The sequence below is a fragment of the Aliinostoc sp. HNIBRCY26 genome (assembly GCF_050235535.1).
Classification (GTDB): Bacteria; Cyanobacteriota; Cyanobacteriia; order Cyanobacteriales; family Nostocaceae; genus Trichormus.
The window spans coordinates 2,681,201-2,705,533 of record NZ_CP189852.1 but is presented as its reverse complement, the minus strand read 5'-3'; the positions used below and the strand labels follow the sequence as shown (position 1 = coordinate 2,705,533).

The following is a 24,333-nucleotide window of genomic DNA, read 5'->3' as shown; positions in this document are numbered from 1 at the left end:
AAGAAACGGTATGAGAAAAAATAAATTCTACCTTGTCCCCCTTGTCTCCCTTCCAATCCCCCATTCCTAAATCGCCGCCTGAATCAACAGCCCCGCCGCCTTCTTCGCCTGGGATGCGGTTGACCAACTGCCTTCCATCATGGCAACGACGATCGCACCTTGTACAAGCAAAAGCAATTGTCTGGCTAGTTGTTCTGGTGATGTCAGGGCTGCGGCTTGAGCGAGAGTTTTGATGTAGTGGTAAATCGCCTGTTGATGCTCTAGTGCTACTCGATACCCAGGATGGTCAGGATTAGCTAATTCTACGGAAGCGTTAATGAATGCACAACCTCGAAAATCTGGACTTTCAAACCATTCTCTTAAAGCGTCAAAGATTGCCAAAAGTTGTTTAGCAGGCTCAGAAGTTTGTTGTTCAACTGTGGTTTTTAGCCATCGACACCATTTTTCATCCTCTTGTCGCAACCAAGCTTCAATCAAAGCATCTTTTGATTTGAAATGATTGTACAACGACATTTTTGCTACACCAGATTCCGCAATGATTCTGTCAATACCGACATTGCGAATCCCTTCTCGGTAAAACAAATCTGATGCTGTTTGCAAAATGCGATCGTAGACAGATTTACGTTTTGTTTTTAGTTTAGTCATCTACCTTAACCAAATCATGCTGAACCTCCAATCTATTCGTACCGCAGTCATCCAAAAAGTTCCGTATCATTGGGCTTTAATTAAAGACTTATTATCAAAAGATGTAAGTCTAGAATTAACCGCCAGTTTTCCCAAACAAGATTTTTTTCTATCAACAGGGGAGGGGTACGGCTATTATTGGGGAAAGATAATTGCTTCTAGTCAAGATATTCCTTTATTGCTCAAATTTAAAGACGATCGCTGGCGACAACGCCTAGCACAAGAAAAATTAACTTCTGATTTAAAACACCTCAGTCATGCGTGGCGAAATTTAATAGAAGGACTCTGGACAAATGCTTATCGTCAAGCTTTGGGAGATATGACTGGCTTAGATTTGACGGATTGTGTTATGGATATTGGATTTCGTCAATATAAATCGGGACATCAACATTTTCCCCATACAGATGAACCGAATAAGGTTTTAACTCATCTACTATTTTTCAATCAAGAATGGTCGGAAAATTGGGGCGGTTGTTTGCGGATTTTGAAAGACTCTGAACCGGATTCGGCTTTTCGAGATATTTTACCTCTGAGCCATTCTTCAGTTGTGATTGTACGTTCTGATAATTCTTGGCACATGGTAACTCCGGTTACTTCTCCTATGTCTGAAAGTCGGTTAGCTTTACGAGTAGCTTTTTTTCGGAATGTTTAGTGAATACATCCTAATTATTATCTAGGAAAAATTGATGATGAATAGCAAAGTTTATCATTTCTCAAGACTTAGACAAATTATTCCTCTGCTGTTTGTTTTGCTTGTATTTATCTCTTTTGTGATGTCGGTAAGAGAAATATTAGCAGTTGATATTTACTCTGATTATTATTCCTCAAGCGAATGGGAGTCTTTGAGTAAGATTGTGTTTTTGTTTCCAGAGTAGTTGATAAACGCTGAGGAAGACGGAGAGTTTCTACACTTCTAGCATCTTCCTTTGCGTCTTTGCGCCTACCGCAAGCGGAACGCCAAGGGCGAATGCGTGAGACAAAAAAAGATTTATTCAAGAAGTCTAACTTTGAAATGTTGGGAGTTTTTAATTATGACTAATCCTGTGGAAGTTTTGCGATCGCGCTACGGTGAAATTCCTTTTGATTACAATATTCCCTGGAATGATTCTATCGGAACAATATTATCTCACCGTTCAGTCCGGTCTTATTTACCTGATCCTTTACCATCAGGAATTATCGAGTTATTAGTAGCTGCGGCTCAATCTGCGCCTACTTCTGCAAACTTGCAAAGCTGGAGTGTGGTAGCGGTTGAAGATGAAGAACGCAAACAAGAACTATATCGTTTTTCCAATAATCAAGCCCACGTCAAACAAGCTCCGGTATTCTTAGTATGGTTAGCCGATTTAGGTCGTTTGGCTCAAATTGCTGACAGTCGTGGACTAGCTCATGTTGCGTTGGAATATACCGAACTTTTGGTAAAAGCCATAGTCGATGCTTCCGTAGCAGCACAAAATGTCACTGTAGTTGCTGAGTCCTTGGGTTTAGGAACAGTATACATAGGCGCAATACGCAACCATACCCAAGAAGTCGCCACCTTATTGAACTTACCGCCTTTCGTCTTCCCCGTATTTGGACAGTGTTTAGGCTTTCCCAATCCTGAAGTCCAACCAGCAGTAAAACCGCGTTTACCCCAGCAAGCTATATTGCATCGGGAGACTTATAAATTAGCAGAACAAGAAGATGCGATCGCTCACTACAACGATATTATGAAACAGTTCTACACCGAACAAAACATGAATGTTGCTGGTGATTGGTCAGAACACTCCGCCGAGAGAATCGCCACTCTAGACTATCTCAAAGGCTGCAAGAATTTGCGTGAGACTCTCAATAACTTCGGCTTCAAGTTATTGTAAATTCATTCAATAGGAAAAACTCAGCTTTGAAAAGTCTTGAGCGTGGGTTTCCTGCGCTCAATTTTTCGTTATGTTTCTATGCTTTGAAAATGAATCAGGTAAAAAGACTATCAATAACAAACCAGATAAATGTATGAGTATCGAGCAAAAATCTCATTCCATATATTCCTTGAAATCCTCAAGTGGTTCGTCAAAGTCCTCAGATATCCAGACTTGACCTGTACCACTACCAGCCTTAGCAGGACGACGCTTTTGTACTGGTTCTACTACAGTCAGCTTTACCACAGGTTGATTATCTTTGAGGATGACAATTTCTTCACCCTGCAAAGCTGCTTCCACCAAACGAACTAACTCTTCTGATGCGTCTGCAATGGGTATTTGCATGATACACCACCTTTGAAAACTATGTGCTTATTCTATGTCTTAACCTTTCGATTACGCCAACGCTAACTGATCAACGGTGTTCACAATCATTGTAATTCTTGGTGAGTTGAGAATCTCACCCGTTGAAATTGTGTAGCCAGAAATTCAGAGAAAAAGAAGAGCGATCACAAACCAGGAACATAAAAATTCGGCGTTGCTAAATCAAGGGATGAAATTGGATATGCTGAAATTTCAAACTCTTTATCCTCTCTGCGTCTCTGCGTGATAGAAATCATCCCGCATTTATGCAACGCCAAAAATTCCTTATGATCTTCCCGTCAAAGAATAAGGGTAACTATCGTCATTCAGTAGTTTCATACCGTTCTTTTCAGGCTCAAAACCATCAGGGAATGATGTTGCTTGGTTTATACAACTATTAATTGGTTGAGTATTGTATAAAGAGTCTTTCAAAACTGCTCCTTCCAAAATTGCTCTGCTCAAGTTACTTCCTCTCAAGTCAGCTTTTTCAAGATTTGCATTCTTTAGTATAGCGTTCTCTAAATTAGAACTCTCTAATCTCGAAAGGAGAAATTGGGCAGATGTTAAATCTGCTCCACTTAAGTCTGCACGATATAGAAACGCACCAGTAAAATCAGCAAAACTTAAGTTGGAATTAGTTAGGTTAATAAAGTTAAGAAAAGCTACACCAAACTGTGCATACATAAGATTTGTATTACTCAAGTTAGCGTGAGTCAAAAGAGATTTGCTTCCTGCCCCTACAACTCCAATTAAATTAGCAGAGCCAAGAAACGATGTTAATAGCCTGACACGATCTGCTCCAAGATCAGGTTCTTGAAATACTGCTATTGTTAGAGACCTTGCTACAACCCAAGCATCTCCTAAATCATCTGTAGTTCTCCCTATTTCTTCACTTAACCCTTTGTCAATAATCAAAGTAGTCATTCTATCAATATAGTTAAAAATAATCTCTTGTAGGTATCTGTTTCTTGCTGCTTCACGGTCTCTATTAGCTATGCCTTCAGAGGTTTTACGGTTTTGCTTTGCAACAAGCCATTGAATTAGTACGCTGCCGGATAAAATCGCAAGCGGAGTCAAGATACTGCCAATTGCGCTGAATTGTTTTGAGCTATCACCAATCCATGACCAGAGAGTGACAAAAAAACTGATGGCAGGTTGAATCATGTCTTTCAATAATTTATGGTCAGACTTTTTAGAGATGAATACAATCTAATACTTAACCTTCATCTTTGATGATAAAGCAATCACACTCCACTAGTAAAATAAGCATTTCTGCTATTCAGTAAAAAATAGCGATTGCAAACTGGAAATAGAATATTGATTGCGCTTAATATCTTATACTTATTCAAGCAGTGTCTTGGGACATCATACCATTCCACTTCAATTATGATATACATAAATTATGTAGAGAAGTTAAATTGCAACTTCTCTACATAAAAATCTGTTTCACGTTTAAAGAAAATTGGTATTATTCTCTTAATGTTAGCCCTAAAAGACGGCAAAGCTAAATGCCCAATTTAAAAAGTAACTGGAACAGGTGCTTTTGGAGGTAGAAGCCATAATTTTCAGAGCTACCGAACCACCTTATAACGTTCAAATCCCAACGGAGATTTAAAGTTATGCAGGCCAAACTTCAAGAGCAACTTACAAGTGCTGATGCTGAGGTGATTTTAGGAAGATTGCCTGAGCGAATCCGCGCAACCTTAATTGCGCGTGCTGCTGACATTGAATATCCAATCGAAGCCGTGGTTGAGATGGCGATCGCAAGCTTTCTTGACTCAGAGGCGTTGGGTTTTGCAGATTGTAAACCAGGGCGAGGCCAGTAACTCATTGTAGTTATTGTTTTTCTTACCATCACTGACCAAAAGAGCGATGGCGTTCCGCCCAGCGTAGCTGATCGCATTTAAGACTGTGACGGTGGAAGCGATCACCATACTGTTTAGGCAAAATGTTACTGGGATAAACTAGAAGCTATACATTTTCAATTTTGTGGTATGTCACTCCAAGAAATTTTACCTACCATTAATCAGCTGTCTCATCAGGATAAATTACGCTTGATTCATTTTCTTCTACTTGAGATAGCCAGAGAAGATGGGTGTACCTTGGAACTTAATGATGATGACGTAACCAAACACGACCTTCTCAACCAACTTGCATCAACCCAAGCCGTTGTATGGTCTCCACAAGCCGATTCTACCTCAGTTCAAGCCTTATCAGACCTTTTAGCTGAGGCTCAGTCAATAGCCAATGGTTGATGGTCAACGTTTTTCATTTACAGAACTTACTGATAGCTTGGGACGCTCAGTAATTATGCCATATCTGCCCTTGACTCTCTCATCTCGCAACTCTTCTTTTGAGGTGATGGCATTGCTTGATACTGGTGCGAGCGTTAATGTTTTACCCTTGGGCTACGCCCCACCGTAGGCGATCGCCCAGATTAAAATGAAAGGGTGATCTTTAAGTTAGTTTTCTTATGAGTGTTGTCATCTCAGATGAAATCCTGCAAGCCTCACAACTGACACCAAGTGAGTTTCGCCAGGAAATTGCCATATATCTGTTTCAAAGTGGTCGTTTAACCCTTGGCTACGCCAGCCAGTTAGCAGATATGCCACTCAATGCGTTTCGCCAACTTCTTAAAGAGCGAAAAATTGCGCTGTATTCCTATGATGTTGAAGATTTTGAGTTAGATTTGAAAAATTTACAGGAGTTGGGGCGATTGTGATTGTCATTAGCGACACATCAGCAATCACGAACTTGGCAGCAATAGACCAGCTAAGGCTTCTGCCTCTTCTCTACAAGCAAGTCATAATTCCAGAGGCAGTGTATCGTGAACTTGTAGACATCGATCCGCCCGTACCAGGAAGTGCGGAAGTCCAAACAGCTACTTGGTTAGAAGTCAAATTAATTGCTAACCGTGAATTTGTAGAACGGCTTCAAAGTGAAGTGAGATTAGATCCTGGGGAATCTGAAGCAATTACCCTAGCTTTGGAACTTCAAGCCGATTTACTACTAATTGATGAGCGTCGCGGCAGAGCAGAAGCCGACCGTTTAGGAATCAAAATTACTGGGCTACTGGGTATTTTGGTTGAGGCAAAACGAAAAAATTTAATTTTAGCTGTGAAACCTCTGATAGATGCTTTGATTGCTACCTCAGAGTTTCGAGTATCTTCAGCCCTGTACAAACAAATTTTGATTACTGATCCACAATCGCCAAGTTGAGAATTGGTGAAGTGTTACTCACTACGGGCATAGCTTAAATCATCATCTAATTCTTCAAAACCATAATGTCGTGTAACTCCACGACGAGAAAGCAACTGCCCAAATTCGTATTTTTCCATCTCTGCGAGTTCTCGCGCTTTCCCAAAGGAGAGAATATCTTGTGCATAAAGAGCAACAGCCAATTCCTGACGCAATTCTTGTTCAATACGCTGCTCAGGTAGGCGAAGGGCTTGCACAATAGAGTCAGAAATCGAAATTTGTAGTCCCATCTTTACTTTCAAGTTGTAAAGGTTTGTCTATTACTATCATGGTATACCCAGCAATCAAACTTGGGAGCTTAACGCATTTGTGATTTTCCACTATGTAATTATATATCATTATCTGGCGTTTCTAACTTAAACTGATACCAAACAGAGCAGAAAGCACTAAATTCAAATCACTAGGAACAGCATAAGTATTGATATCTTTGAGAATTATTTTTTCTTGACGCTGAAAAATGCCAAATTTCCAAGTATCACCTGTTGTCACAGCCCCATAAAGCATTGGAACAGTAGAATCAGTCCATTGATCGAGAGCAATTAATTCTACCGCCAATTGTGTAAAACCTCTTGCTAAATCAGCATTTTTAGCTTCAATTACTAATAAGTTTTGTGCAGTAGGAATGAAATAATCAAAACTGCCCCTAAGCCAATTATTTACTCGTACAGGATATTCAATTTTGAGTGGTACTTGAATAAATTTACAAATTGTTTTGAGAATTGGAAATATCAGTGCTTCACGTCTAGCTATCTCAGAAACAGGATCTACCAAAGTCAGATTTTCTTGTAATTCTATTCTCAGTGGTTCAGGATCTATTGGTAACTGTTGTGGAAGTTGGAGTGAAGTATTGTTGAGGGTAACACCAAATTCAGCTAGGATATCAGCACTATCATAAGCTAATTCGGCGTATTTGCTGAAACTATAGCTCTCAGATGGGTCGAGAATCTTGGCTTTGCTCATGATGATGGCGATCGCCAACCCTAACTAATCAATGGTGTTCACAATCATTGTACTTCTTGATCACTTAAGAATCTTTACCACAATCGCCTAACTGAGTAAGCATCAAACGCAACATCAGCACTGATAATGGGGATTCCCTCTGTAATAGCCTGTGCAATCAACATTCTGTCAAACGGATCTCGATGATGCAAGGGCAATGAAGCTGCTTTTAAAGCGTGAGTGGCTGTAATTTCTAAAGATTTCATACCCAACAGCCCCATCCGGCTAGAAATGTAGCTATCTGGTGGTTCTGGCAATGGTAACTTTGCGATCGCAACTTTAATTCCAATTTCCCAGATACTAGCAACCGACAACCACAACTCGTTTGTTTCATCAGCAATGTGTGTAATTGCCTCCTCACTCAACCTCTCTGGTTGAGCAAACCACCACAACCAACATTCAGTATCCAACAACAGTTTCACTCTTCACCACCCTCAAATGCTGCCAAGATATCTTCTGGCAAAGGCGCATCAAAGTCTTCTGGTACAGTGAAACGCCCTCGGTCTAGCGCTAAACTAGCTCGCCGATTAGATCGGTTATGAAACGGAACCAACTTGGCAATTGGGATTCCTCGGTTGGAAATAATAATTTCTTCTCCAAGTTCCACACGAGACAACAAGCGTGAGAGGTTTGTTTTGGCTTGATGGATATTTACACTTTCCATAGCTTTGATAAACTAAGTCTATAAACTTAGTTTAGTTTAGCGAGACATTGTATTGCAATAGCTGATTAAACACTGACCTCTATATCATCGGGTAGCGTGGCAAAACAATTAGTTACTCTAAGTAAGGATGTTATGGAAATAGAAGAGAACTTTCAAAAAAAATCTCAAAGCCTTAATATGCTCTTGAAAACATATGTTTCTGAGTGCATAATTAATAATGAATTGGGTTGTTGAGTTTCATCCAGACTTTGAACCAGAATTTGATGCTCTACCAGAAGAAGTGCAGAATAAGTTACTTGCTCGTGCTGGTCTATTGGAAACTTTTGGTTCTGAATTGGGACGGCCTCATGTTGACACGCTTAATGGTTCACGACATGGCAACATGAAGGAACTCAGATTTCAAGCCGCAGATGGTGTTTGGCGTGTTGCATTTGCATTTGACCCCAGACGCTATGCAATATTACTAGTTGCAGGTGATAAATCAGGTGGTAGTGAAAGTCGTTTTTACAAAAAACTTATCAAAACTGCTGATGCTAGATTCGATGCACACTTAGCTCAATTAAAAAGTGAACATGAGGAAAAGTGAGGATTATCTATGGGGAAAACTTTGAAAGAGAAACTAGACGAGTTATCACCAGAACGACGTAAAAAGATTGAAGAAGAATCTAACTTGCTAATTGTAGAGGAAATGACTCGACAGCAACTAAGACTTGCACTCAAAATGACTCAGGAACAAATGGCAGAACTTCTCCAAATTGATCAAGGGAATGTTTCTCGACTGGAACAGCGTACAGATTTAATGCTGTCAACTTTGCGGAAGTATATTGCAGCAATGGGAGGAGAGTTACGCCTTGTTGTAGAATTTCCCAACCGTCCACCCGTCAGCCTAGTAGGTTTTTCAGACATCGCCGCACCAGATGAACTAGAAAGTGATGGCTTTGCCAACCCCAAAGGCGATCGCACTCCACCAATAAAATGAGCATTTTTACATTGATAGTTTTATTCAGTAATACCACATATTTTATATGTAATCTAATGTGACTCTATTTTGACTATAATCAGCGACTAAAATAAATGATTTCAACCATCGAGAACCTAATAAAATTTCCTGTATTTCATCTCCAGCAAATACAGGAATTTCCCATTCTCGATTATCTATAATGACTCTACCGCTATAAACATCAAAATCAGTTTCTCCTTGAGCAGTTCTCAATTTATTCTGCCGCAAAAAAGACCAATCAAGACTTTGTACATCTTGCTTGTTCATGGCTAAAAACTCAGTGAATCCTGTATCTAACATTGTTTCTACAGGAAAACTCAAGCCATCCTCACCAATTAAATCTATTTCAAAGTAAACTTGGCCTTTGTCTCCAAACCTTCCCTCAATCATATTCTGCCACTTACACCTGTTTCGTTAATGCCAAAAATATGATGAATCACTTGAGGGTGTTTTTCTCTAGCCATTTTACTAGCTACTTCTTGATCCTGATCAATAAAATAATCACCGCTATCAGGTTCAATGGCAATATACCAGCCAGAATATTTATCTAGGATTTCTGGTTTTAACCGTTCAAAAATCGCCCAACAACGCTCATAAAATGCTTGTCTTCTGGCTCTATCTTGGGCTTTTTGGGCTTCTGTCCACTGAATTTCGGGGAATACTCTTCCACGTCTCACTATTCTTTCGGGTGAAGAGTGTGTCATATTTTTTACATAGTGGAGGTTTATTTTTCATTTTCTATTATAAAGCGATCGCTCCCACTCTTATTAGAGAGCGATCGCACTCCACCTAAGTCCAATGAATATGCTTGGAACGAAAAGCCCTTTCCCAATCGTTAGCAATGACTTCCATCATGTTAATCATACCTTCATAGCCAAAATATGGTCTATCAAGGTAAGTCTCTCTGTTAGTTGGACTAAATACATCAAAAGCAATTTTAATTCCCAATTCTTCCGCCATATATTTTTCCCATGCCGAGCCAATCACAGCATCAGTATCAATACTAGCCAAGGCTTGTTTAATCTGATACCCATCAGCAGAAAATACTACACGGGGAGAAATTCCCATACTTTGTAATTCTCGCTCTAGAATTGGACGCGATTCACGCATTCCTGAACGGAACAACAACACCTCTGGAATCATTTCTAACTCTTCAAACAGCATTCTTACCAAACCGATACCCATCGTCCCATCCGCAGACACAGCAATTCTACAGTTGCGATATCGGGGAATAATCATCAATGCGCGTTTGCGGAGGGTTTCGACAACTTTGTTTTCACCTTCTTTGATGAGTGGTTCTACTCTTTTTTCGTCTATTTTGAAATGCGCCGCTAATGCTTTTAACCAGCGTGTAGTATTCTGCACACCAATAGGTAAAGGTATATCATCCAAAATTAGGGGTATATTATGGGTTTCTTGCATTTTCCGCGCAAACTTATACCCCACATCATGGCTGAGAAGAATATTGGCAGTTGCGTTACCCGCTTTCTCCAGTTCTTCAAAGGAAGTACCATGAGAAATTACGGTCTGTACCTTAATTCTCAAAGATTTTAAAGTCTGCTTCACCCATTCCAAGTCAGCCCACCAGGTAGGATTGACATTGGCTTGGGGTGCAATAATATTGACAATTCTGGGTTTTTTACCACCGCGCCGCTTCTTTCTTTTGTGGATGAAAGGAAGTAAAGCTTCTAAACCCATTTCCAAGCCATCATAAGCATTACCGCGAAAACCACCAGCCAGCAGAGGTACAAGCTTGGCGTTGATTTCTGGCTGGATATTATTGCATAGCCCTTGAATATCTTCACCGATAATGTCTGCGGCGCAAGTACCAACGACAAACATTACTTTGGGATTAAAAGATTGATCCGCCTCTCTAATCAAACCTTTGAGTTTGTCAGATGCACCCATGACAATATCTGACTCAAACAGGCGCGTACAACCGACTTTGCGCTTAGTAAAATCCACCTCATGGTTATCATAGCCAGCCGCTACCGTAGAGGCGCAACCTTGGGGAGAGTGAATCACGATACTGACATCTTTAATCCCCGCCACCATGTTAGCAATACCTTCTAACGCACAGCCGACAATGGGATCTTTGCTGTGGTCACAATTATCAAAGGTTAGTGGCTCTGTGTGGGAGGATATGACATTGAGTTTTTGGGAGTTTTCACTTGTTATTGCTGAGGGCATTTTCCTGTTCTCTTCTTTGCATATAAGGTACAATCGGCTGAATGATTGATTACTCGTTAAAACATTTGCCCCGCTTCTTCCCTGCATATACAGTGCAATCTGGCAAGTCTTGGGCTAATTTGCCGGTGAGTGATTGAGCAGATGCTAATCCTGAGTTTTTTGGGAATACCATTTGCTTAGTTAGGGAACTGCGGGGTCTAAAGCCATATTCAAGGGCGGTTTTAATACACTTAGCAACCTTTAAAGCTCCGCGATAGCCAAATCTGGGACGATTTAAGATGGCGTTTAAATCCACAACGGGAATGTGGGGGAAACTCAAGGAAGAACCGAAGTAAACTACAGAATCAGCATCTAAACCACCGATAAATTCTAGTAATTCATCTTCAGTTTGTTTCATTGATTCATACTTACCAAAAGCTAAAGTCCCCTTGGTAATCAAAATTTCTGGGTCTAACCCCGTTTCTAAAAGGTAATCTACGCTGGTTTCCCGTGCTTCCGTACTCCAGGGATGGAAGTTATAAATAACAGCACGCATTCCAAAATCGCGCTCTAACATATGGGCGATAGACAAGCACTTAATAGCGTCATGTCCTTCGATAATGGCTAACTTACCTTCAATATATTTCTTGGCTTCTTCAAATTCTGTTTTGATGGCTGCATATTCCCGTTCCATCAGGGCTTCTGCTTGTGCTTCCATCTTTAAATATTTTGCCGCCCCACGCAACCATTTTTCTGTAGCACTGATACCATAGGGCAGAATTGTGGAATTTAAAGGTGTACCAAATCTATCTGACATGGCTTTACCGATGGTATAGCCCAAATCCAAACATAAGGTACAGTTAACGGCTGCGCTTGGTGCTTGTTTGAGTTCTTCTAGTGTGCAGTCACCAGCAATCACACTGTGGACTCTTGCACCCATCCCCTTAATCAGTCGTTTTAGTTCCTTAACATCTCCTTCTACTTCTGTCCTTTCTGGCCCCATCTTTGCGCCTACAATATTGACAGAATCGGCTAATTGTGATTGGCGTTCTGGGGTGGGCGGCTCCATAAAGTCTACAATTTGGCGGAAGACAATATCAAACCCACTACGATACTCCCCTGCGAAGCCCTCACAGTGTATCGTCATGATTTCTGCGTCGATTTCGCTACGAGCTTTACCCACTACTTCATCTACACAGTCGCCAATAATCCCCGACGCACAACTGGTAGCAACAACGATCGCATCAGGATGATATTTTTGATCTACTTCCAGAATCGCACCCCGTAATTCCTTTTCCCCACCAAAAATCACCGCTTTCTCACTCATATTCGTAGTGACAACAGGTTCATAAGGAGAACCACTGTTACGGCTATTAGTAAGTTTATACGCTCGTTTAACTCCATAAGCACAGCCACTAGGCCCGTGAGAAATAACGATCGCATCCTTAATCCCACTTAAAATCTTGGTTGCAGTCCAAAATTTACAGGGTCGAGTATGACTCCCCTGTAAAGTAGTTTTAATCTTACCTTCTTTTGCCAGTTGATAAAGTTCGCTTAAATGCCCGTAAAATACAACATTCGCATCAATTTTCGCTGCCATAATTCCTCTCTCCCATTTTTTATGAAAACGCAGAGGGTCGTTAAGGTGAGCGCAAAGTAACGCAGAGTTTTAAATCAAGTCCTCTGCGTACCTTTGCGTTATACTTCGCGTACCTACCCTGCGGGAAGGCGAAGTGCCTATGCGTTTAGAAATTTCTTACCAAACGTTTAAGATCCACTCACGGTCATGCTTGTATTCCATGTCTGCAAACAAGGCATTAGCGATCGCATCTCCCAAAAATTCCGCACCACGATAACCAATTACAGGATGTTTCCACATACCTGCACGGTCAAAAGTGGGGAAACCTACGCGTACCATTGGGATTTTGTTGTCAATCGCAATATACCGACCTTTGGAATGACCCAAAATCAAGTCGATATCGCCTTTTTCTTTAACGCGGTGTTCCAGTTCCCACAAGTCAGCATTCCAAATCACTTCGATGTCATACTCAGCGTGATTTGCTCTCTTTTCTAACTCAGCTAATCTGGGGTCTTTGGAAGGAGCTTGGTTATCATCACCCAACAACAGCAATACTGGCTCTAATTCAACTTCTAAACAGAACTCAGCCAAGCCAATTACTAAATCGGGGTCGCCGTAAATAGCTACACGCTTGTTAGCAAAATACATATGTGCTAAGTCAGCTAAAGCGTCAATTGCTTTACCCCGTTCGATAACCAAGGATTCTGGGATTGCCTTACCAGTCAGTTTCTTGATATTTTGTAGCCAAGCGTCAGTGTTCTTGATCCCAATTGGTGTAGGGCCAACGATCGCAGGAACATCAAATTCTCTTTCTAAGAACTGAGCCGCGTTACCACCTTCATATTTGCACAGAGCGATCGTTCCTACAGCATTGGCAGAACCAGCAATATCTTCAATGGTAGTATTACCAAAGGTGAAGCTGTTTCTATCTGGCATTGTAGGAGCATTGAAGGTTTCGGTATCGAGTAAGATGTTACCTTCAACACCCATTTCGCTGAGGATGTGCTTAACTTCGGTCACATCACCAGGGTTAACCCAACCAGTAATAATGTTTAACTTACCGTTTGGTTCACCTTTTTTCGCCAAGTTAGTAATCAATGAAGTGACACCAGCATCATATCCTGTCACCTGACTACCACGGTAACTAGGAGTATGTACAGGAATTAGCTTAACTTGGCGGTTGGGATACTCTGTCTTTAAGAACTTGTTGACTTTGTTGATTGTACCTTCTACGTCATCCCCAATGGTTTCAGTAGAACAAGTGGTGATGATGGGAATCAAACGGACATCAGGATAGCGTGCTACTATTGTTTTCACACCTTCTTCGATCCGTGGCATACCGCCAAATACCGCACTAGCTTCATGGAGTGAAGAAGATGCAATATCAAAGTTTTCTTTCAAGTGTTGAGCAAAAATCAAGCGGACAAACATACTGCAACCTTGTCCACCATGCACCAAGGGAATACAATCTTTAACACCGATGGTTGCATATTCAGCACCCGCAGGCTGACAGGTAAAGATGGGATTGATTACCCCAGCACGTTCTTTCTTACTTACAGCTAAAGTCATCTAAATTGCCTCCAGAATAGGGTGAAATGTGGGTGAAATAGAACTCAGAACCGATATTTGAATCGAATTCCGCCTAAATTTTGCAGTTCTGAGTTCCAGGTGAGTGAAGACTTACGTACTCGCAACGAGAATTACGTTGCGAGCGATCCCTCCGATTAGATAAATCGCGTCGTAAGTCTTTGTAGTTGGTGTGCGAACGGCTTGGGGAAGAGAGAAATTGCTAGGAGATGAAAGAGAACTACCAATTTCTAGCGTTCCTGAATTGAAATCACAAATCTTCTTTCGCGCTTGTAGCGTATGTGCGCCAGATTCATACCTGAATTCAGCAACGCCGTCTAATTTTAATAGAGAGAATGGTGCAATTCACCGTTGAGAGAGCCAGAAATAGCGATACCGACTAGATTTTGCTTAACTGTCTCTAGTACAGACTTAACTTGTGCCTTGTTCAAATCTTTGATCCAAGGTAAGTTGCGCTTGAGTTCAGACACCAGAATCTTGGCATCTGCATAGTACAGCTTATCAGTCAGGGTTTCTTGAGAAGATTTTTCTCCGTTCAAGAGTTCAGTGGCTTTTTTGATGACACCATTGATATTTTCTTCTCTGTCCCATGCACGGGAGTGGAATTGCCACAAACAACGCTCTTGAATGTATGTGGTGATGCTTTGAACTTGACCACTCAAGTCCTCAGACTGTTTGCCATTTGTAGTTGCAGCCGCAACTTTAGGCTGATCATCACGAACATCAAAAGCAGCAAGCTGCATCAAAGGAGAATAAATCGCATTGTACAAATCTCTTGCCATATTCACCGCACCCTCAAAGCCCATGTATGGTCCATTGTGATAACCGTGACCATTGATATAAGGCAAGTGCAGTTTCTTCACTAATGCACCTACCCGTGGCCCTGTCAACACCACATCAGGACGAATCATTTCCAGAACTTCAAAGAACTCTAATTCATTACCATCATCAATATAGATTGTGCCTTCTTGACCTCTGGCAATGACCTTTTCAAAGTCTTCTTGGTGTCCGAACTTGGAAGACATGGAGACAACTTGCATTCCTAAGTCATCTTCTAGAGCCTTTGTCCAGTGCCATAGTCTGGGGCCACCTGTCCAAATACAGACCTTTTTGCCTTTGAGTCGTTCTTTGTACCAATTCATTTTGTCTTGGTATTTGGCGACTTCTTCAGCAATGACGGCTTCGGCTCTGTCTTCAATGCCGAAGAAGGCTCCGATTTTGCGTAGTGCTTCTTGGCAATAGTCAAAGCCCCAGGTGTCTACGTCCAGACGAGGAATACCATATCTCTTTTTGAGTTCGTTGGCGATGTATCCTGCTGAACGCGCACAGTTGGTAACGTTGAGTTGCGCTCTGTGCATCCCCCGTAATGAGTCGTATGTCCCATTTCCGGTGAAGTGGGCGATGATTTGTACGCCCATTTTTTCCATGTACTTCTCTAGGACGAAGGTATCACCTTGGATGTTGTAGTCACCGATGACGTTGATGGTGTAGGGTGAGGTGATTTCTGGTTCTAATGTGCCGACTTTTTCGTTAATCCAGGCGATGTTGAGGACGTGGTGTCCTTTGGATTGGCTCACACCTGCAAATCCAGGACATTCTACACAGAAGATGTCAACGTCACCGAGTTCTTGCTGTACGCTTTTGACGACGGCGCGGATGTCATCACCAATTAAGGCGGTGGCGCAGGTGGTGTAGACTATCATCCGTTTGATGTCGGGGAACTCTGCAAAGGCTTCGATGATGGATTTGCGGAGTTGTTTTTCCCCACCGAAGACGATGTGGGATTCTTTCATGTCTGATGACCAGACATATTTGAGTTGGAAGTGGCCGTTGTCGCTAGGATAACGTTTGGTGTGCCAGGTGTCGTAGGCGCAACCGATAGGGCCGTGTATCATTTGGATGGTGTCTTTGAGTACGCCACCGATTACGAGTTTGGCTCCGCAGTAGCTACATCCGCGTTCTGAGAGGGAACCGGGGATGGTTTCGATGTTGGATAGGGGCAGAAATTGGGTGGTGTCTTCGCCTTTTTCTTTAATGTATACGTGCTTCTCCCTTTCTGGGATTGATTCGTCGCACTTTAATAGCTTCAGTGGCATTTCTCTATTCTCCTTTGCAGATTTCTTTGTTGTTTCTTCTTGGTTTCAACTCATTTCTGTCTCAAGAAGAAAGCGGTTTCTTTTCTGTTCTTAAACTTTAACAATTCTTCTAATTATTAAACAGTATTTTGGATGACAAAAATCAAAAAAATATAAATAAAATATGAGCGTATTTTATTTATAAAGACAGGTCTGTATACAAATAATAAAACAACAAATAATTGATTGATAATTTTAGAAAATAGACAGAGTATTCTACTCAATATTATGTTTCTAAATACAGTTATTTTGTAGGGTGCGTTAAAGAAACGCGTAACGCACCAATATAATACGGTGCGTTACGGCTATATATAATTTGCTCACACTCCAAATCCTTACACAGCCGTAACACAACGGCAATAAAGCGAGAACTCAGAGCGGCGGCTTCCGCCGCTCTGAAGTTCGGTGGGGAGGAAAATCCACACCGCTTTTTGCCTCCCCTACTGAATATTTACTTTCTAAATAAGCGATTATCCAATAACAGATGTATTTAATCCATATTTAGATAAGATTGATTGCCCATCTAATGATAGTATATACATAGCTAATGTAACCGCAGCACTATGAGAATTATTGATGATAGTCATGCCATAATTGACATGAACGGCTAAGTTTTCAGATAATTCTATTATTTGTAAACTTGGGGCTGCTAAATGAGCTAGACGAGCATCAGTATAATAGCTTAAAAATATATCTACTTGTTGAGTTTCTAGGATGAAATAAGCAAACCTATTCTTTTTATCGGACATGACTGGATAGTTACTGCCACCGATTAAATGTAATGCTTTATTATTTAATGTTTCAGAACTACCTAGTCTGAATTTTTCTGCTTGATGAAAAACAGTTTGTGCATAGTCTTCAATGAGGTTTGGTTTTGGTGCTGATATCCCTAAGCGGATTTTTGGATCTAACATCGCATCTAATAGAGTATCAGATGTGACACTGATTCCAGGTTTAGCGATCGCACATATTCTATTATTAACAAAGTTCACTACCGGGCTGCTTTTACTTGCTTGCATTAATGCAGTAGGATTGTGCAGATCATCAGTAACAAATATATCAGCCTTCTCACCTCCTAAAATCCGTTCTCGGAGCAAATCAGCATAATCCAATTCAAGTCTTATGGGAATTTTGTATTTCCTCGTAAAAGCTTGAGCGATTTCTGAAATCACGGGTCGTAAACTCAAAGCAGAGTATAATCTCACTGATAAGCGGTCATTTTCTTCAAACAGCAGAAAGCTTTTACTTGATTGCATGGACATAACCATAAATAATTACCTCACAGTTGGTAAATGAAACCGGAAAAACTAGTTATTGACGCAGATTTAGGCAGTACATTTTTTGTGTAATTTTCAGAAAAGCCAATATTCCCAATACTTCAAAGGGAGCAAAGGAGAATTTCAGACTCAGACATAAGCAAAATAAACCCAGTAAAATGGTAAATAGTTGCCATATTGCATTAAGTATTTTTAAGCTCATAGCCCAAAGACATATTGTCAGCCCTAGAGTAATAAATGAAGTTAGTAGCATAATCAGTAAATTTAGCGATCGCCAATACAAATTTGCCTAAGATAGTCTAATTAGCAATAAAGTTCGCTATAAAACTAACTCATAAGAAAATGCCTATAAAATAAAGGACAGATGGAGCGCAAGTTGCAATTCCATCTGTATTATTTCACTTACCAACAAGCGGCATAATAGCCACAAATCAAACTTATTTCACAGGTTTTACTCTCAAACACTGTGGTTCTCCTGCTGTAGAACCTCACGCAATCAAGGCGGAAAAATACTTTTGAGAGTTGACATAAATTGATTAGCAGATGTTATCAAGTAGCAAAAGTCTCCAGTTTTTTGTCTACTGCATTTACCACACCACAAGGTGCAGAATGTGGGTTGGTAAAAATGCTGTTAACTCCAATCTGATTGATGAACTGCAAACAGATTCCAGCTCTCCACTTACTTTCACACTGCTACAGATCCAATTACTCCACAAATACCTCCAGAAACTTGTGAAGTCAGATCATCAGTTCATCAAACAATTGGTTAATTTCCAGGATTTGGCTCTACAACAACAACTACTACTAAGATACTGCGAGGTCAACATCTATGCCAGAATCGACCTGTTTAGCTTTACGCTTTTGTTTCCCTATATGTAAAGAATAGCATACATCTTGCAATTTTACTTGCGAGAGAAATTTTTTTAGCGGTTATATTTTGTTAAAGCGCATTTAAATATCTTTAAATGTAATTTTTGTAACATTTATGAGGGGTAGCGATCGCCAGCAAATCTGAGAGTTAGGCAGTTATCAAAGTTAATACTACTTTATTCCTTAGTTAATATTTTCAGGTGTGCCTCATCATATTCTGAAGGTGACATAAAATTATATTTCTAAAAATTAATGATTTGAGGTATGAAGCTATACTAAGTGTATCTATTCCAAGGATTCACTCATTTATGATTAGCGATCAGGACTGTTTTCCTGGATATCGAGTCAACAAGATTCTTTATGAAGGTTACAGAACCATTGTTTATCGTGGGTATCGAGCCACTGACTTATTACCAGTAGTAATTAAACATCTTAAGAATCCTTATCCTAACTTTAGTGAACTACTGCAATTCCGTAATCAATACACAATTGGTAAAAATCTCAATTATCCTGGATTTATCCAAACCTATAGCTTAGAACCATCTCAAAATAGCTATATTTTAGTAGTGGAGGATTATGGTGGAATTTCTCTGAAAGATTACTTTGCTGGTGAAAAAGTTAGATTTCCTCTATCTTTAGAAAGATTCCTATTAATAGCTATATCTCTGTGTGACATTTTAGATTGTCTCTATCGACAAAGAATTATTCATAAAGATATCAAACCTAGTAATATTTTAATTAATCCTGATACAAAAAAAATTAAATTAATTGATTTAAGTATTGCATCTCTTTTACCAAGAGAAACTCAAACATTAATTAGTAACAATATAATAGAAGGAACATTAGCTTACATTTCTCCTGAACAAACAGGAAGAATGAATCGGGGGATTGACTATCGCACAGACTTGTATTCATTGGGTGTGACTTTTTACGAGCTACTAACGGGAGAATTACCATTTAAGTCGGAAGATCCAATGGAATTAATTTATTGTCATATTGCCAAAGCTGCTCCCTTAGTGTCTGAAATTTGTCCCCAAATTCCATCTATCATTGCAGAGATAGTCAAAAAGTTAATGGCAAAAAATGCCGAAGACCGCTATCAAAGTGCGTTAGGGTTAAAGTATGATTTAGAAAAATGCTTAGGGCAATTGCAAAGGACTGGTGAAATTGCCAATTTTGTAATTGCACAGAGAGATTTGTGCGATCGCTTCATTATTCCTGATAAACTTTATGGTCGAGAAACCGAAGTTAAAACTCTCCTCGCAGCTTTTGAAAGAGTGAGCTTTGGCGCAACGGAAATGATGTTGGTTTCTGGGTTTTCCGGTATTGGTAAAACTGCCGTAGTTAATGAAGTGCATAAACCGATAGTACGACAACGGGGTTATTTTACCAAAGGCAAGTTTGACCAATTTAATCGCAATATTCCCTTTTCTGCTTTTGTGCAAGCCTTCCGTGATTTAATGGGGCAATTATTAACCGAAAGTGATGCACAAATTCTATCTTGGAAAAATAAAATATTAGAAGCAGTTGGAGATAATGGACAAGTCATTATTGAAGTCATACCGGAACTAGAAATGGTGATTGGCAAACAGCCAGCAGTTGCAGAATTATCAGGTATGGCAGCCGAAAATAGATTTAATTTATTATTTCAGAAATTTACTCAAGTTTTGACAACTAAAGAACATCCTTTAGTGATATTTTTAGATGATTTGCAGTGGGCAGATTCGGCATCATTAAAGTTAATACAGCTATTAATGGTTGATACGAGGTACTTGTTATTAATTGGTGCATATCGTGATAACGAAGTGACTCCAGCACATCCCTTAATATTGACCTTAGAGCAACTCAGTAAAACAGGGGCGAAACTAAATAATATTACCCTCCAACCTCTGAGTGAAATGAGTTTAAATCAGTTCGTGGCTGATACGCTTCATTGTAATGCTTACTTGTCACAACCTTTAACAGAATTGGTGTATCGAAAAACCCAAGGAAACCCATTTTTTGCTACACAGTTTCTCAAGGCATTACATCAAGATGGACTAATTAAATTTAACTTTGATTCGGGATGTTGGGAATGTGATATAGTCCAGATAAAACAGCAAGCAGTTACAGATGATGTTGTGGCTTTTATGGCATTGCAACTGCAAAAAATGCCCTCATCAACTCAAAAAATATTGCAGTTAGCCGCTTGTATAGGTAATCAGTTTGATTTAGCAACTTTGGCTATTGCGGCTCAACAATCAGAAGTAGAAACGGCGGCTGGTTTATGGAAAGCTTTGCAGGAAGAATTTATTTTACCGATTAGTGATGTTTATAAGTTTTATCAGGGAGAAGATCATCAGCAACTAGGGCTATTAAATGAAAATACCAACAAAAAAATAGCCAATTATCAATTTCTGCATGATCGCGTCCAACAAGCAGCTTATTCTTTAATTCCTGACGAACAAAAAACAGCAACTCACCTGCAAATCGGACAATTACTGCTGCAAAATACTTCTGAAAGTGAGCAAGAAGGAAAATTATTTGATATCGTTGGGCATTTAAATCTAGGACAAGGGTTAATTAGTCAACCAAGTCAACGTCAAGAATTAGCTCAACTCAATTTGCTAGCCGGGGTAAAAGCTAGAAAATCTACAGCCTATCCAGCCGCAAGAGATTATTTGCAAAAAGGGATTGATCTATTGCAGACAAACTGCTGGGAAAATCAATATGAATTGACTTTAAATCTTTATTTGACATCAGCCGAAGTCAGTTATTTAAATGGTGACTTTGAGCGCATGGAACAGCAAGCAACTTTAGTCTTGCAGCAGGCGCGAACAGTGATTGATCGCGTGAAAATCTATGAAATTCAAATCGCAGCTAAAACTTTACAAAGTAATGTGCTGGGTGCGATCGCAGTTGGGAGAACAGCATTAGAGCAATTGGGGGTTGAACTACCCCAAGAAGCTGAAAAAGAGGAGATTAACAAAGCATTACAAACCTTGGCTACCCAACTCACAAACACCCCAGTAGAAACATTAATAGATTTACCACTGACAAATGATGCCATTACCCAGGCAGCAATGCACATTCTGGGCATCTTATTTTCCCCCATTATTCAGGGAATGCCAGGTTTATTGCCCTTGCTCAGTGCTAAAATGGTGAGTCTTTCTCTGCTATCGGGTAATACGGTATCATCCACTATTGGGTATGCCCTTCACGGATTAGTTATGTCTGCCTTCTTAGGAGATGCCGCTACAGGCTATGCTTTTGGAAAATTGGCTTTAAATTTACTGACAAGATTTAATACCCCAGAGATTAAGCCAATTGTCATGTTTTTGTTTGGTAACTTTATTCAGCCCCACAAAGAGCCGTTGAGGGATTCCATCCAGACACTGAAAACAGCCTATGATGCCGGCATAGACACAGGGGATTTTATGCACGCGGGATTTTCCTTGGCTACTCACAGTAATTCGAGATTTTTTAGTGGCGAAGAACTTAGTAGTTTTGTCGAAGATATGGCTAGCTATAGTGCAGTTTTAGCTCAAGTGAAACAATATTCGGCTCAGGCGTATATAAATTTAGGTAAACAAACGGCAGAAAACTTAATTGAGTCAGTTGATCAACCTCATTGCTTAATGGGCAATTCCTACAATGAAACAGTGATGCTGCCCAAACACCAACAGGATAATGATGGTACAGCGATCGCGGAAGCTTATATTTATAAGTTGCTCCTAGCCTACTGTTTTGGTGATTATGCAGATGCAATTAACTATGCAAATCAAGCACAGTCTTATCTTATAGCCGTATCAGGATCGTTCTTTGTGCCGATTTTTTATTTTTATGCAGCCTTGGCACATTTAACACGCTTACCAAGCGAGTCAGAATCAGCACAAGCCGAAATTTTAGCGATCGCCCAAACCTATCAAACTAGTTTGGCTCAGTTTGCCCACCATGCACCGATGAATCATCAACATAAGCTCGATTTAATAGAAGCAGAAAAACATCGAGTCTTAGGTAACAATTATGAAGCCGGAGATTGGTATGATCGCGCTATCACCGCCGCTAAAACTCACGAATATCTCCCAGAAGAAGCATTAGCTAACGAACTTGCAGCTAAATTTTACAGGAATTGGGGCAAAGAAAGAGTTGCCGCAGGTTATATGCAGCAAGCCTACTATTGTTATGCCCGTTGGGGAGCTAAAGGCAAAACAGAGCAACTGGAAAACCTTTACCCCCATTTATTGCAACCCATTCTACACTCAACCATCCAACCCCTAAATTTACTAGAAACTCTGGCGGGACTCATACCAATCGCATCAATTACCCATTCCAGTCATGCTAACCATTCTTCTAGCACCAGCATCAACACAGTATTAGACTTGGCAACTATCCTCAAAGTCGCGCAAAATCTATCTGGAACTATTCAAATCAAAGATTTACTGCGTCAGTTGACCCAAATTATTCTCACATATTCTGGCGGCGATTGCTGTGCTATTATCCTCCCTCAGAGAAATAACACCTGGCAACTAGAAGCCCTCGCCACCTCAGCAGCTACAGAACTTACCCCAGTCCCTTTAGACGGCAATCTTTCCCTACCTGTAAAACTGATTAATTACGTCAAAAATACCCTAGAAATAGTAGTAATTGATCGCCTTGTCACTGATTTACCAGTCATTGATGATTATCTGACTCAGCAACAATCCCAAAGTATTCTGTGTTTACCCCTGCTCAACCAAGGAAAAGCGATCGCCATTCTCTACCTCGAAAATCAACTTACTAGTGGTGTATTTAGTCGCGATCGCCTGCTGATTCTCCATTTCCTCTGCACTCAAGCAGCGATATCCCTAGAAAATGCCCGACTTTTTAGCGATCGTCAAACAGCCGAAGCGCAATTACAAGAAATCAACGCACAATTAACCCACAGTATCCAACTCAAAGATGAATTTCTGGCTACCATGAGTCACGAACTACGTACCCCACTCAATGCCATTCTGGGGATGACTGAAACATTACTGGATGAAGTCTTTGGATTAGTTAACGAAAAACAAATTGAAGCGTTACAAACCATTGAGCAGAGTGGCTATCATTTGCTCAAGCTAATTAGCGACATTTTAGACGTGTCTAAAATTGCATCGGGACAGATTGATTTAGAATCCGCTAAAACAGCCATTTTACCCCTGTGCCAACAAAGCCTAGAATTTATTCAACTCGAAGCCGCGAAAAAATCTATTCAAGTAGCAAGTAAATTACCGACTGAGCTACCCGAATTATATATAGATGCACGACGTATCCGCCAAGCTTTAATTCATCTCCTCAATAATGCCGTAAAATTCACGCCCCCAGGTGGACAAATTACCTTAGAAGCCACAATCGCCAGCATCAAGCAAGAGCGCGATTATCTGCAAATTTTCGTAAAGGATACAGGAATTGGCATTTCTCCAGAAAATGTCCAAAAAGTATTTGAACCTTTTACGCAAATTGATAGTAGCCTCAACCGCAAGTATGAGGGCATAGGTTTAGGATTAGCTCTCGTTAAACGCATTGTCGAACTGCATAGCGGGGATGTCACCCTAACCAGTGCGTTAGGAGTAGGTAGTTGTTTCACCATCTCCTTACCTGTGGTGAGTGGTGAGTGCTGAGTAATGAGTAATGAGTAATGAGTAATGAGTGCTGAGTGCTGAGTGCTGAGTGCTGTTAGCGGTAGCGCGGCGTTTAGCCGGTGCTGACTAATGACTAATGACTATTGACTATTGACTATTGACTATTGACTAGAAATAAATTCTGCCTTGTCTACCTCCTTGATTTTAGATAAATATCTATGATATCGTTAGACCGTTATAAGCAAACTACAGTTACTTGATAGACTAACAGTAG

At 40.4% G+C, this 24,333-nt stretch carries 25 protein-coding genes; 10 read left to right on the top strand and 15 right to left on the bottom strand.

Features of this window, described 5'->3' with window-relative positions:
* Positions 1-66 precede the first annotated feature (66 nt).
* Complete coding sequence (locus tag ACQFX9_RS11505; RefSeq protein WP_427162123.1) at positions 67-645, bottom strand: TetR/AcrR family transcriptional regulator; 579 nt, start codon at positions 643-645, stop codon at positions 67-69.
* Positions 646-661: 16 nt separating this feature from the next.
* On the opposite strand from ACQFX9_RS11505, the gene ACQFX9_RS11500 reads away from it, so the two are divergent.
* Positions 662-1,336: a 2OG-Fe(II) oxygenase gene (locus ACQFX9_RS11500; protein WP_427162122.1), complete on the top strand. Its 675-nt coding sequence runs from the start codon at positions 662-664 to the stop codon at positions 1,334-1,336.
* 107 nt (positions 1,337-1,443) lie between these two features.
* Here the strand turns inward: ACQFX9_RS11500 and ACQFX9_RS11495 are convergent, their stop codons facing one another.
* Positions 1,444-1,680, bottom strand: a complete 237-nt coding sequence (locus ACQFX9_RS11495) for a hypothetical protein (protein ID WP_427162121.1) — start codon at positions 1,678-1,680, stop codon at positions 1,444-1,446.
* A 35-nt stretch (positions 1,681-1,715) separates the two neighbouring features.
* Between ACQFX9_RS11495 and ACQFX9_RS11490 the strand changes: the two genes are divergently transcribed.
* Entirely contained in the window at positions 1,716-2,537 is an 822-nt protein-coding gene (locus ACQFX9_RS11490) for an NADPH-dependent oxidoreductase (protein WP_427162120.1), read from the top strand.
* A 153-nt stretch (positions 2,538-2,690) separates the two neighbouring features.
* Here ACQFX9_RS11490 and ACQFX9_RS11485 read toward each other — a convergent pair whose 3' ends face one another.
* Both ACQFX9_RS11485 and ACQFX9_RS11480 read right to left on the bottom strand, forming a co-directional pair.
* Positions 2,691-2,921, bottom strand: a complete 231-nt coding sequence (locus ACQFX9_RS11485) for a type II toxin-antitoxin system Phd/YefM family antitoxin (protein WP_427162119.1) — start codon at positions 2,919-2,921, stop codon at positions 2,691-2,693.
* Positions 2,922-3,224: 303 nt separating this feature from the next.
* Complete coding sequence (locus tag ACQFX9_RS11480; RefSeq protein WP_427162118.1) at positions 3,225-4,103, bottom strand: pentapeptide repeat-containing protein; 879 nt, start codon at positions 4,101-4,103, stop codon at positions 3,225-3,227.
* A 455-nt stretch (positions 4,104-4,558) separates the two neighbouring features.
* On the opposite strand from ACQFX9_RS11480, the gene ACQFX9_RS11475 reads away from it, so the two are divergent.
* The 5 genes from ACQFX9_RS11475 (at position 4,559) to ACQFX9_RS11455 (ending at position 6,158) form a co-directional block, all read left to right on the top strand.
* A complete protein-coding gene (locus tag ACQFX9_RS11475) occupies positions 4,559-4,765 on the top strand; it encodes a hypothetical protein (RefSeq protein ID WP_427162117.1) in 207 nt (68 codons plus the stop codon).
* Positions 4,766-4,933: 168 nt separating this feature from the next.
* On the top strand, positions 4,934-5,194 hold the full coding sequence (locus tag ACQFX9_RS11470) for a hypothetical protein (protein WP_427162116.1): 261 nt from the start codon (positions 4,934-4,936) through the stop codon (positions 5,192-5,194).
* Positions 5,187-5,363 (top strand): hypothetical protein, encoded by a 177-nt coding sequence (locus ACQFX9_RS11465; RefSeq protein WP_427162115.1) that lies wholly within the window; start codon positions 5,187-5,189, stop codon positions 5,361-5,363. The genes ACQFX9_RS11470 and ACQFX9_RS11465 overlap by 8 nt, the downstream gene beginning before the upstream one ends.
* A 49-nt stretch (positions 5,364-5,412) precedes the next feature.
* Complete coding sequence (locus ACQFX9_RS11460; RefSeq protein ID WP_427162114.1) at positions 5,413-5,661, top strand: UPF0175 family protein; 249 nt, start codon at positions 5,413-5,415, stop codon at positions 5,659-5,661.
* A complete protein-coding gene (locus ACQFX9_RS11455; RefSeq protein ID WP_427162113.1) occupies positions 5,658-6,158 on the top strand; it encodes a DUF3368 domain-containing protein in 501 nt (166 codons plus the stop codon). The genes ACQFX9_RS11460 and ACQFX9_RS11455 overlap by 4 nt, the downstream gene beginning before the upstream one ends.
* 14 nt (positions 6,159-6,172) lie before the next feature.
* On the opposite strand, the gene ACQFX9_RS11450 is transcribed toward ACQFX9_RS11455, so the two are convergent.
* The 4 genes from ACQFX9_RS11450 to ACQFX9_RS11435 form a co-directional block, all read right to left on the bottom strand.
* Entirely contained in the window at positions 6,173-6,427 is a 255-nt protein-coding gene (locus tag ACQFX9_RS11450) for a UPF0175 family protein (RefSeq protein ID WP_190690069.1), read from the bottom strand.
* 121 nt (positions 6,428-6,548) lie between these two features.
* On the bottom strand, positions 6,549-7,157 hold the full coding sequence (locus ACQFX9_RS11445) for a hypothetical protein (protein WP_427162112.1): 609 nt from the start codon (positions 7,155-7,157) through the stop codon (positions 6,549-6,551).
* A gap of 74 nt (positions 7,158-7,231) precedes the next feature.
* Positions 7,232-7,618, bottom strand: a complete 387-nt coding sequence (locus ACQFX9_RS11440; RefSeq protein ID WP_427162111.1) for a type II toxin-antitoxin system VapC family toxin — start codon at positions 7,616-7,618, stop codon at positions 7,232-7,234.
* Positions 7,615-7,860: a type II toxin-antitoxin system Phd/YefM family antitoxin gene (locus tag ACQFX9_RS11435; protein ID WP_427162110.1), complete on the bottom strand. Its 246-nt coding sequence runs from the start codon at positions 7,858-7,860 to the stop codon at positions 7,615-7,617. The genes ACQFX9_RS11440 and ACQFX9_RS11435 overlap by 4 nt, the downstream gene beginning before the upstream one ends.
* 217 nt (positions 7,861-8,077) lie before the next feature.
* Here ACQFX9_RS11435 and ACQFX9_RS11430 point away from each other — a divergent pair, with 217 nt between their 5' ends.
* Together ACQFX9_RS11430 and ACQFX9_RS11425 are read left to right on the top strand one after the other, a co-directional pair.
* On the top strand, positions 8,078-8,446 hold the full coding sequence (locus ACQFX9_RS11430; protein ID WP_427162109.1) for a type II toxin-antitoxin system RelE/ParE family toxin: 369 nt from the start codon (positions 8,078-8,080) through the stop codon (positions 8,444-8,446).
* Positions 8,447-8,455: 9 nt separating this feature from the next.
* Positions 8,456-8,839: a helix-turn-helix domain-containing protein gene (locus tag ACQFX9_RS11425; protein ID WP_427162108.1), complete on the top strand. Its 384-nt coding sequence runs from the start codon at positions 8,456-8,458 to the stop codon at positions 8,837-8,839.
* A 42-nt stretch (positions 8,840-8,881) separates the two neighbouring features.
* Here the strand turns inward: ACQFX9_RS11425 and ACQFX9_RS11420 are convergent, their stop codons facing one another.
* From ACQFX9_RS11420 to ACQFX9_RS11390, 7 genes are all read right to left on the bottom strand, one after another.
* Positions 8,882-9,250, bottom strand: coding sequence for an aspartyl protease (locus ACQFX9_RS11420; protein WP_427162107.1), 369 nt, complete (start codon positions 9,248-9,250; stop codon positions 8,882-8,884).
* Positions 9,247-9,564 (bottom strand): hypothetical protein, encoded by a 318-nt coding sequence (locus ACQFX9_RS11415; protein ID WP_427162106.1) that lies wholly within the window; start codon positions 9,562-9,564, stop codon positions 9,247-9,249. Before ACQFX9_RS11415 ends, ACQFX9_RS11420 begins: the two co-directional genes overlap by 4 nt.
* An 85-nt stretch (positions 9,565-9,649) precedes the next feature.
* A complete protein-coding gene (locus ACQFX9_RS11410; protein ID WP_427162105.1) occupies positions 9,650-11,050 on the bottom strand; it encodes a nitrogenase component 1 in 1,401 nt (466 codons plus the stop codon).
* Between the two features lie 49 nt (positions 11,051-11,099).
* Entirely contained in the window at positions 11,100-12,629 is a 1,530-nt protein-coding gene (locus tag ACQFX9_RS11405) for a nitrogenase component 1 (protein ID WP_427162104.1), read from the bottom strand.
* 156 nt (positions 12,630-12,785) lie between these two features.
* Positions 12,786-14,177, bottom strand: a complete 1,392-nt coding sequence (vnfK, locus tag ACQFX9_RS11400; protein ID WP_427162103.1) for a V-containing nitrogenase subunit beta — start codon at positions 14,175-14,177, stop codon at positions 12,786-12,788.
* Between the two features lie 341 nt (positions 14,178-14,518).
* A complete protein-coding gene (gene vnfD / locus ACQFX9_RS11395) occupies positions 14,519-16,291 on the bottom strand; it encodes a nitrogenase vanadium-iron protein, alpha chain (protein WP_427162102.1) in 1,773 nt (590 codons plus the stop codon).
* Positions 16,292-16,800: 509 nt separating this feature from the next.
* Positions 16,801-17,598, bottom strand: a complete 798-nt coding sequence (locus ACQFX9_RS11390) for a molybdate ABC transporter substrate-binding protein (RefSeq protein WP_427162101.1) — start codon at positions 17,596-17,598, stop codon at positions 16,801-16,803.
* A gap of 1,187 nt (positions 17,599-18,785) precedes the next feature.
* On the opposite strand from ACQFX9_RS11390, the gene ACQFX9_RS11385 reads away from it, so the two are divergent.
* The gene (locus ACQFX9_RS11385; protein ID WP_427162100.1) at positions 18,786-24,098 is read left to right on the top strand and encodes an AAA family ATPase; all 5,313 of its coding nucleotides are present in this window, start codon (positions 18,786-18,788) and stop codon (positions 24,096-24,098) included.
* Positions 24,099-24,333: the final 235 nt, after the last annotated feature.

Excerpts from the sequence above, each read along its gene's own strand:
- ACQFX9_RS11450 (WP_190690069.1), bottom strand. The coding sequence starts at position 6,427 with ATGGGACTACAAATTTCGATTTCTGACTCTATTGTGCAAGCCCTTCGC.
- ACQFX9_RS11470 (WP_427162116.1), top strand. The coding sequence starts at position 4,934 with ATGTCACTCCAAGAAATTTTACCTACCATTAATCAGCTGTCTCATCAG.
- ACQFX9_RS11480 (WP_427162118.1), bottom strand. The coding sequence starts at position 4,103 with ATGATTCAACCTGCCATCAGTTTTTTTGTCACTCTCTGGTCATGGATT.
- ACQFX9_RS11410 (WP_427162105.1), bottom strand. The coding sequence starts at position 11,050 with ATGCCCTCAGCAATAACAAGTGAAAACTCCCAAAAACTCAATGTCATA.
- ACQFX9_RS11405 (WP_427162104.1), bottom strand. The coding sequence starts at position 12,629 with ATGGCAGCGAAAATTGATGCGAATGTTGTATTTTACGGGCATTTAAGC.
- vnfK (WP_427162103.1), bottom strand. The coding sequence starts at position 14,177 with ATGACTTTAGCTGTAAGTAAGAAAGAACGTGCTGGGGTAATCAATCCC.
- ACQFX9_RS11475 (WP_427162117.1), top strand. The coding sequence starts at position 4,559 with ATGCAGGCCAAACTTCAAGAGCAACTTACAAGTGCTGATGCTGAGGTG.
- vnfD (WP_427162102.1), bottom strand. The coding sequence starts at position 16,291 with ATGCCACTGAAGCTATTAAAGTGCGACGAATCAATCCCAGAAAGGGAG.
- ACQFX9_RS11445 (WP_427162112.1), bottom strand. The coding sequence starts at position 7,157 with ATGAGCAAAGCCAAGATTCTCGACCCATCTGAGAGCTATAGTTTCAGC.
- ACQFX9_RS11465 (WP_427162115.1), top strand. The coding sequence starts at position 5,187 with ATGGTTGATGGTCAACGTTTTTCATTTACAGAACTTACTGATAGCTTG.
- ACQFX9_RS11390 (WP_427162101.1), bottom strand. The coding sequence starts at position 17,598 with ATGGTTATGTCCATGCAATCAAGTAAAAGCTTTCTGCTGTTTGAAGAA.
- ACQFX9_RS11460 (WP_427162114.1), top strand. The coding sequence starts at position 5,413 with ATGAGTGTTGTCATCTCAGATGAAATCCTGCAAGCCTCACAACTGACA.
- ACQFX9_RS11505 (WP_427162123.1), bottom strand. The coding sequence starts at position 645 with ATGACTAAACTAAAAACAAAACGTAAATCTGTCTACGATCGCATTTTG.
- ACQFX9_RS11425 (WP_427162108.1), top strand. The coding sequence starts at position 8,456 with ATGGGGAAAACTTTGAAAGAGAAACTAGACGAGTTATCACCAGAACGA.
- ACQFX9_RS11420 (WP_427162107.1), bottom strand. The coding sequence starts at position 9,250 with ATGATTGAGGGAAGGTTTGGAGACAAAGGCCAAGTTTACTTTGAAATA.
- ACQFX9_RS11415 (WP_427162106.1), bottom strand. The coding sequence starts at position 9,564 with ATGACACACTCTTCACCCGAAAGAATAGTGAGACGTGGAAGAGTATTC.
- ACQFX9_RS11385 (WP_427162100.1), top strand. The coding sequence starts at position 18,786 with ATGATTAGCGATCAGGACTGTTTTCCTGGATATCGAGTCAACAAGATT.
- ACQFX9_RS11430 (WP_427162109.1), top strand. The coding sequence starts at position 8,078 with ATGAATTGGGTTGTTGAGTTTCATCCAGACTTTGAACCAGAATTTGAT.
- ACQFX9_RS11435 (WP_427162110.1), bottom strand. The coding sequence starts at position 7,860 with ATGGAAAGTGTAAATATCCATCAAGCCAAAACAAACCTCTCACGCTTG.
- ACQFX9_RS11485 (WP_427162119.1), bottom strand. The coding sequence starts at position 2,921 with ATGCAAATACCCATTGCAGACGCATCAGAAGAGTTAGTTCGTTTGGTG.
- ACQFX9_RS11500 (WP_427162122.1), top strand. The coding sequence starts at position 662 with ATGCTGAACCTCCAATCTATTCGTACCGCAGTCATCCAAAAAGTTCCG.
- ACQFX9_RS11490 (WP_427162120.1), top strand. The coding sequence starts at position 1,716 with ATGACTAATCCTGTGGAAGTTTTGCGATCGCGCTACGGTGAAATTCCT.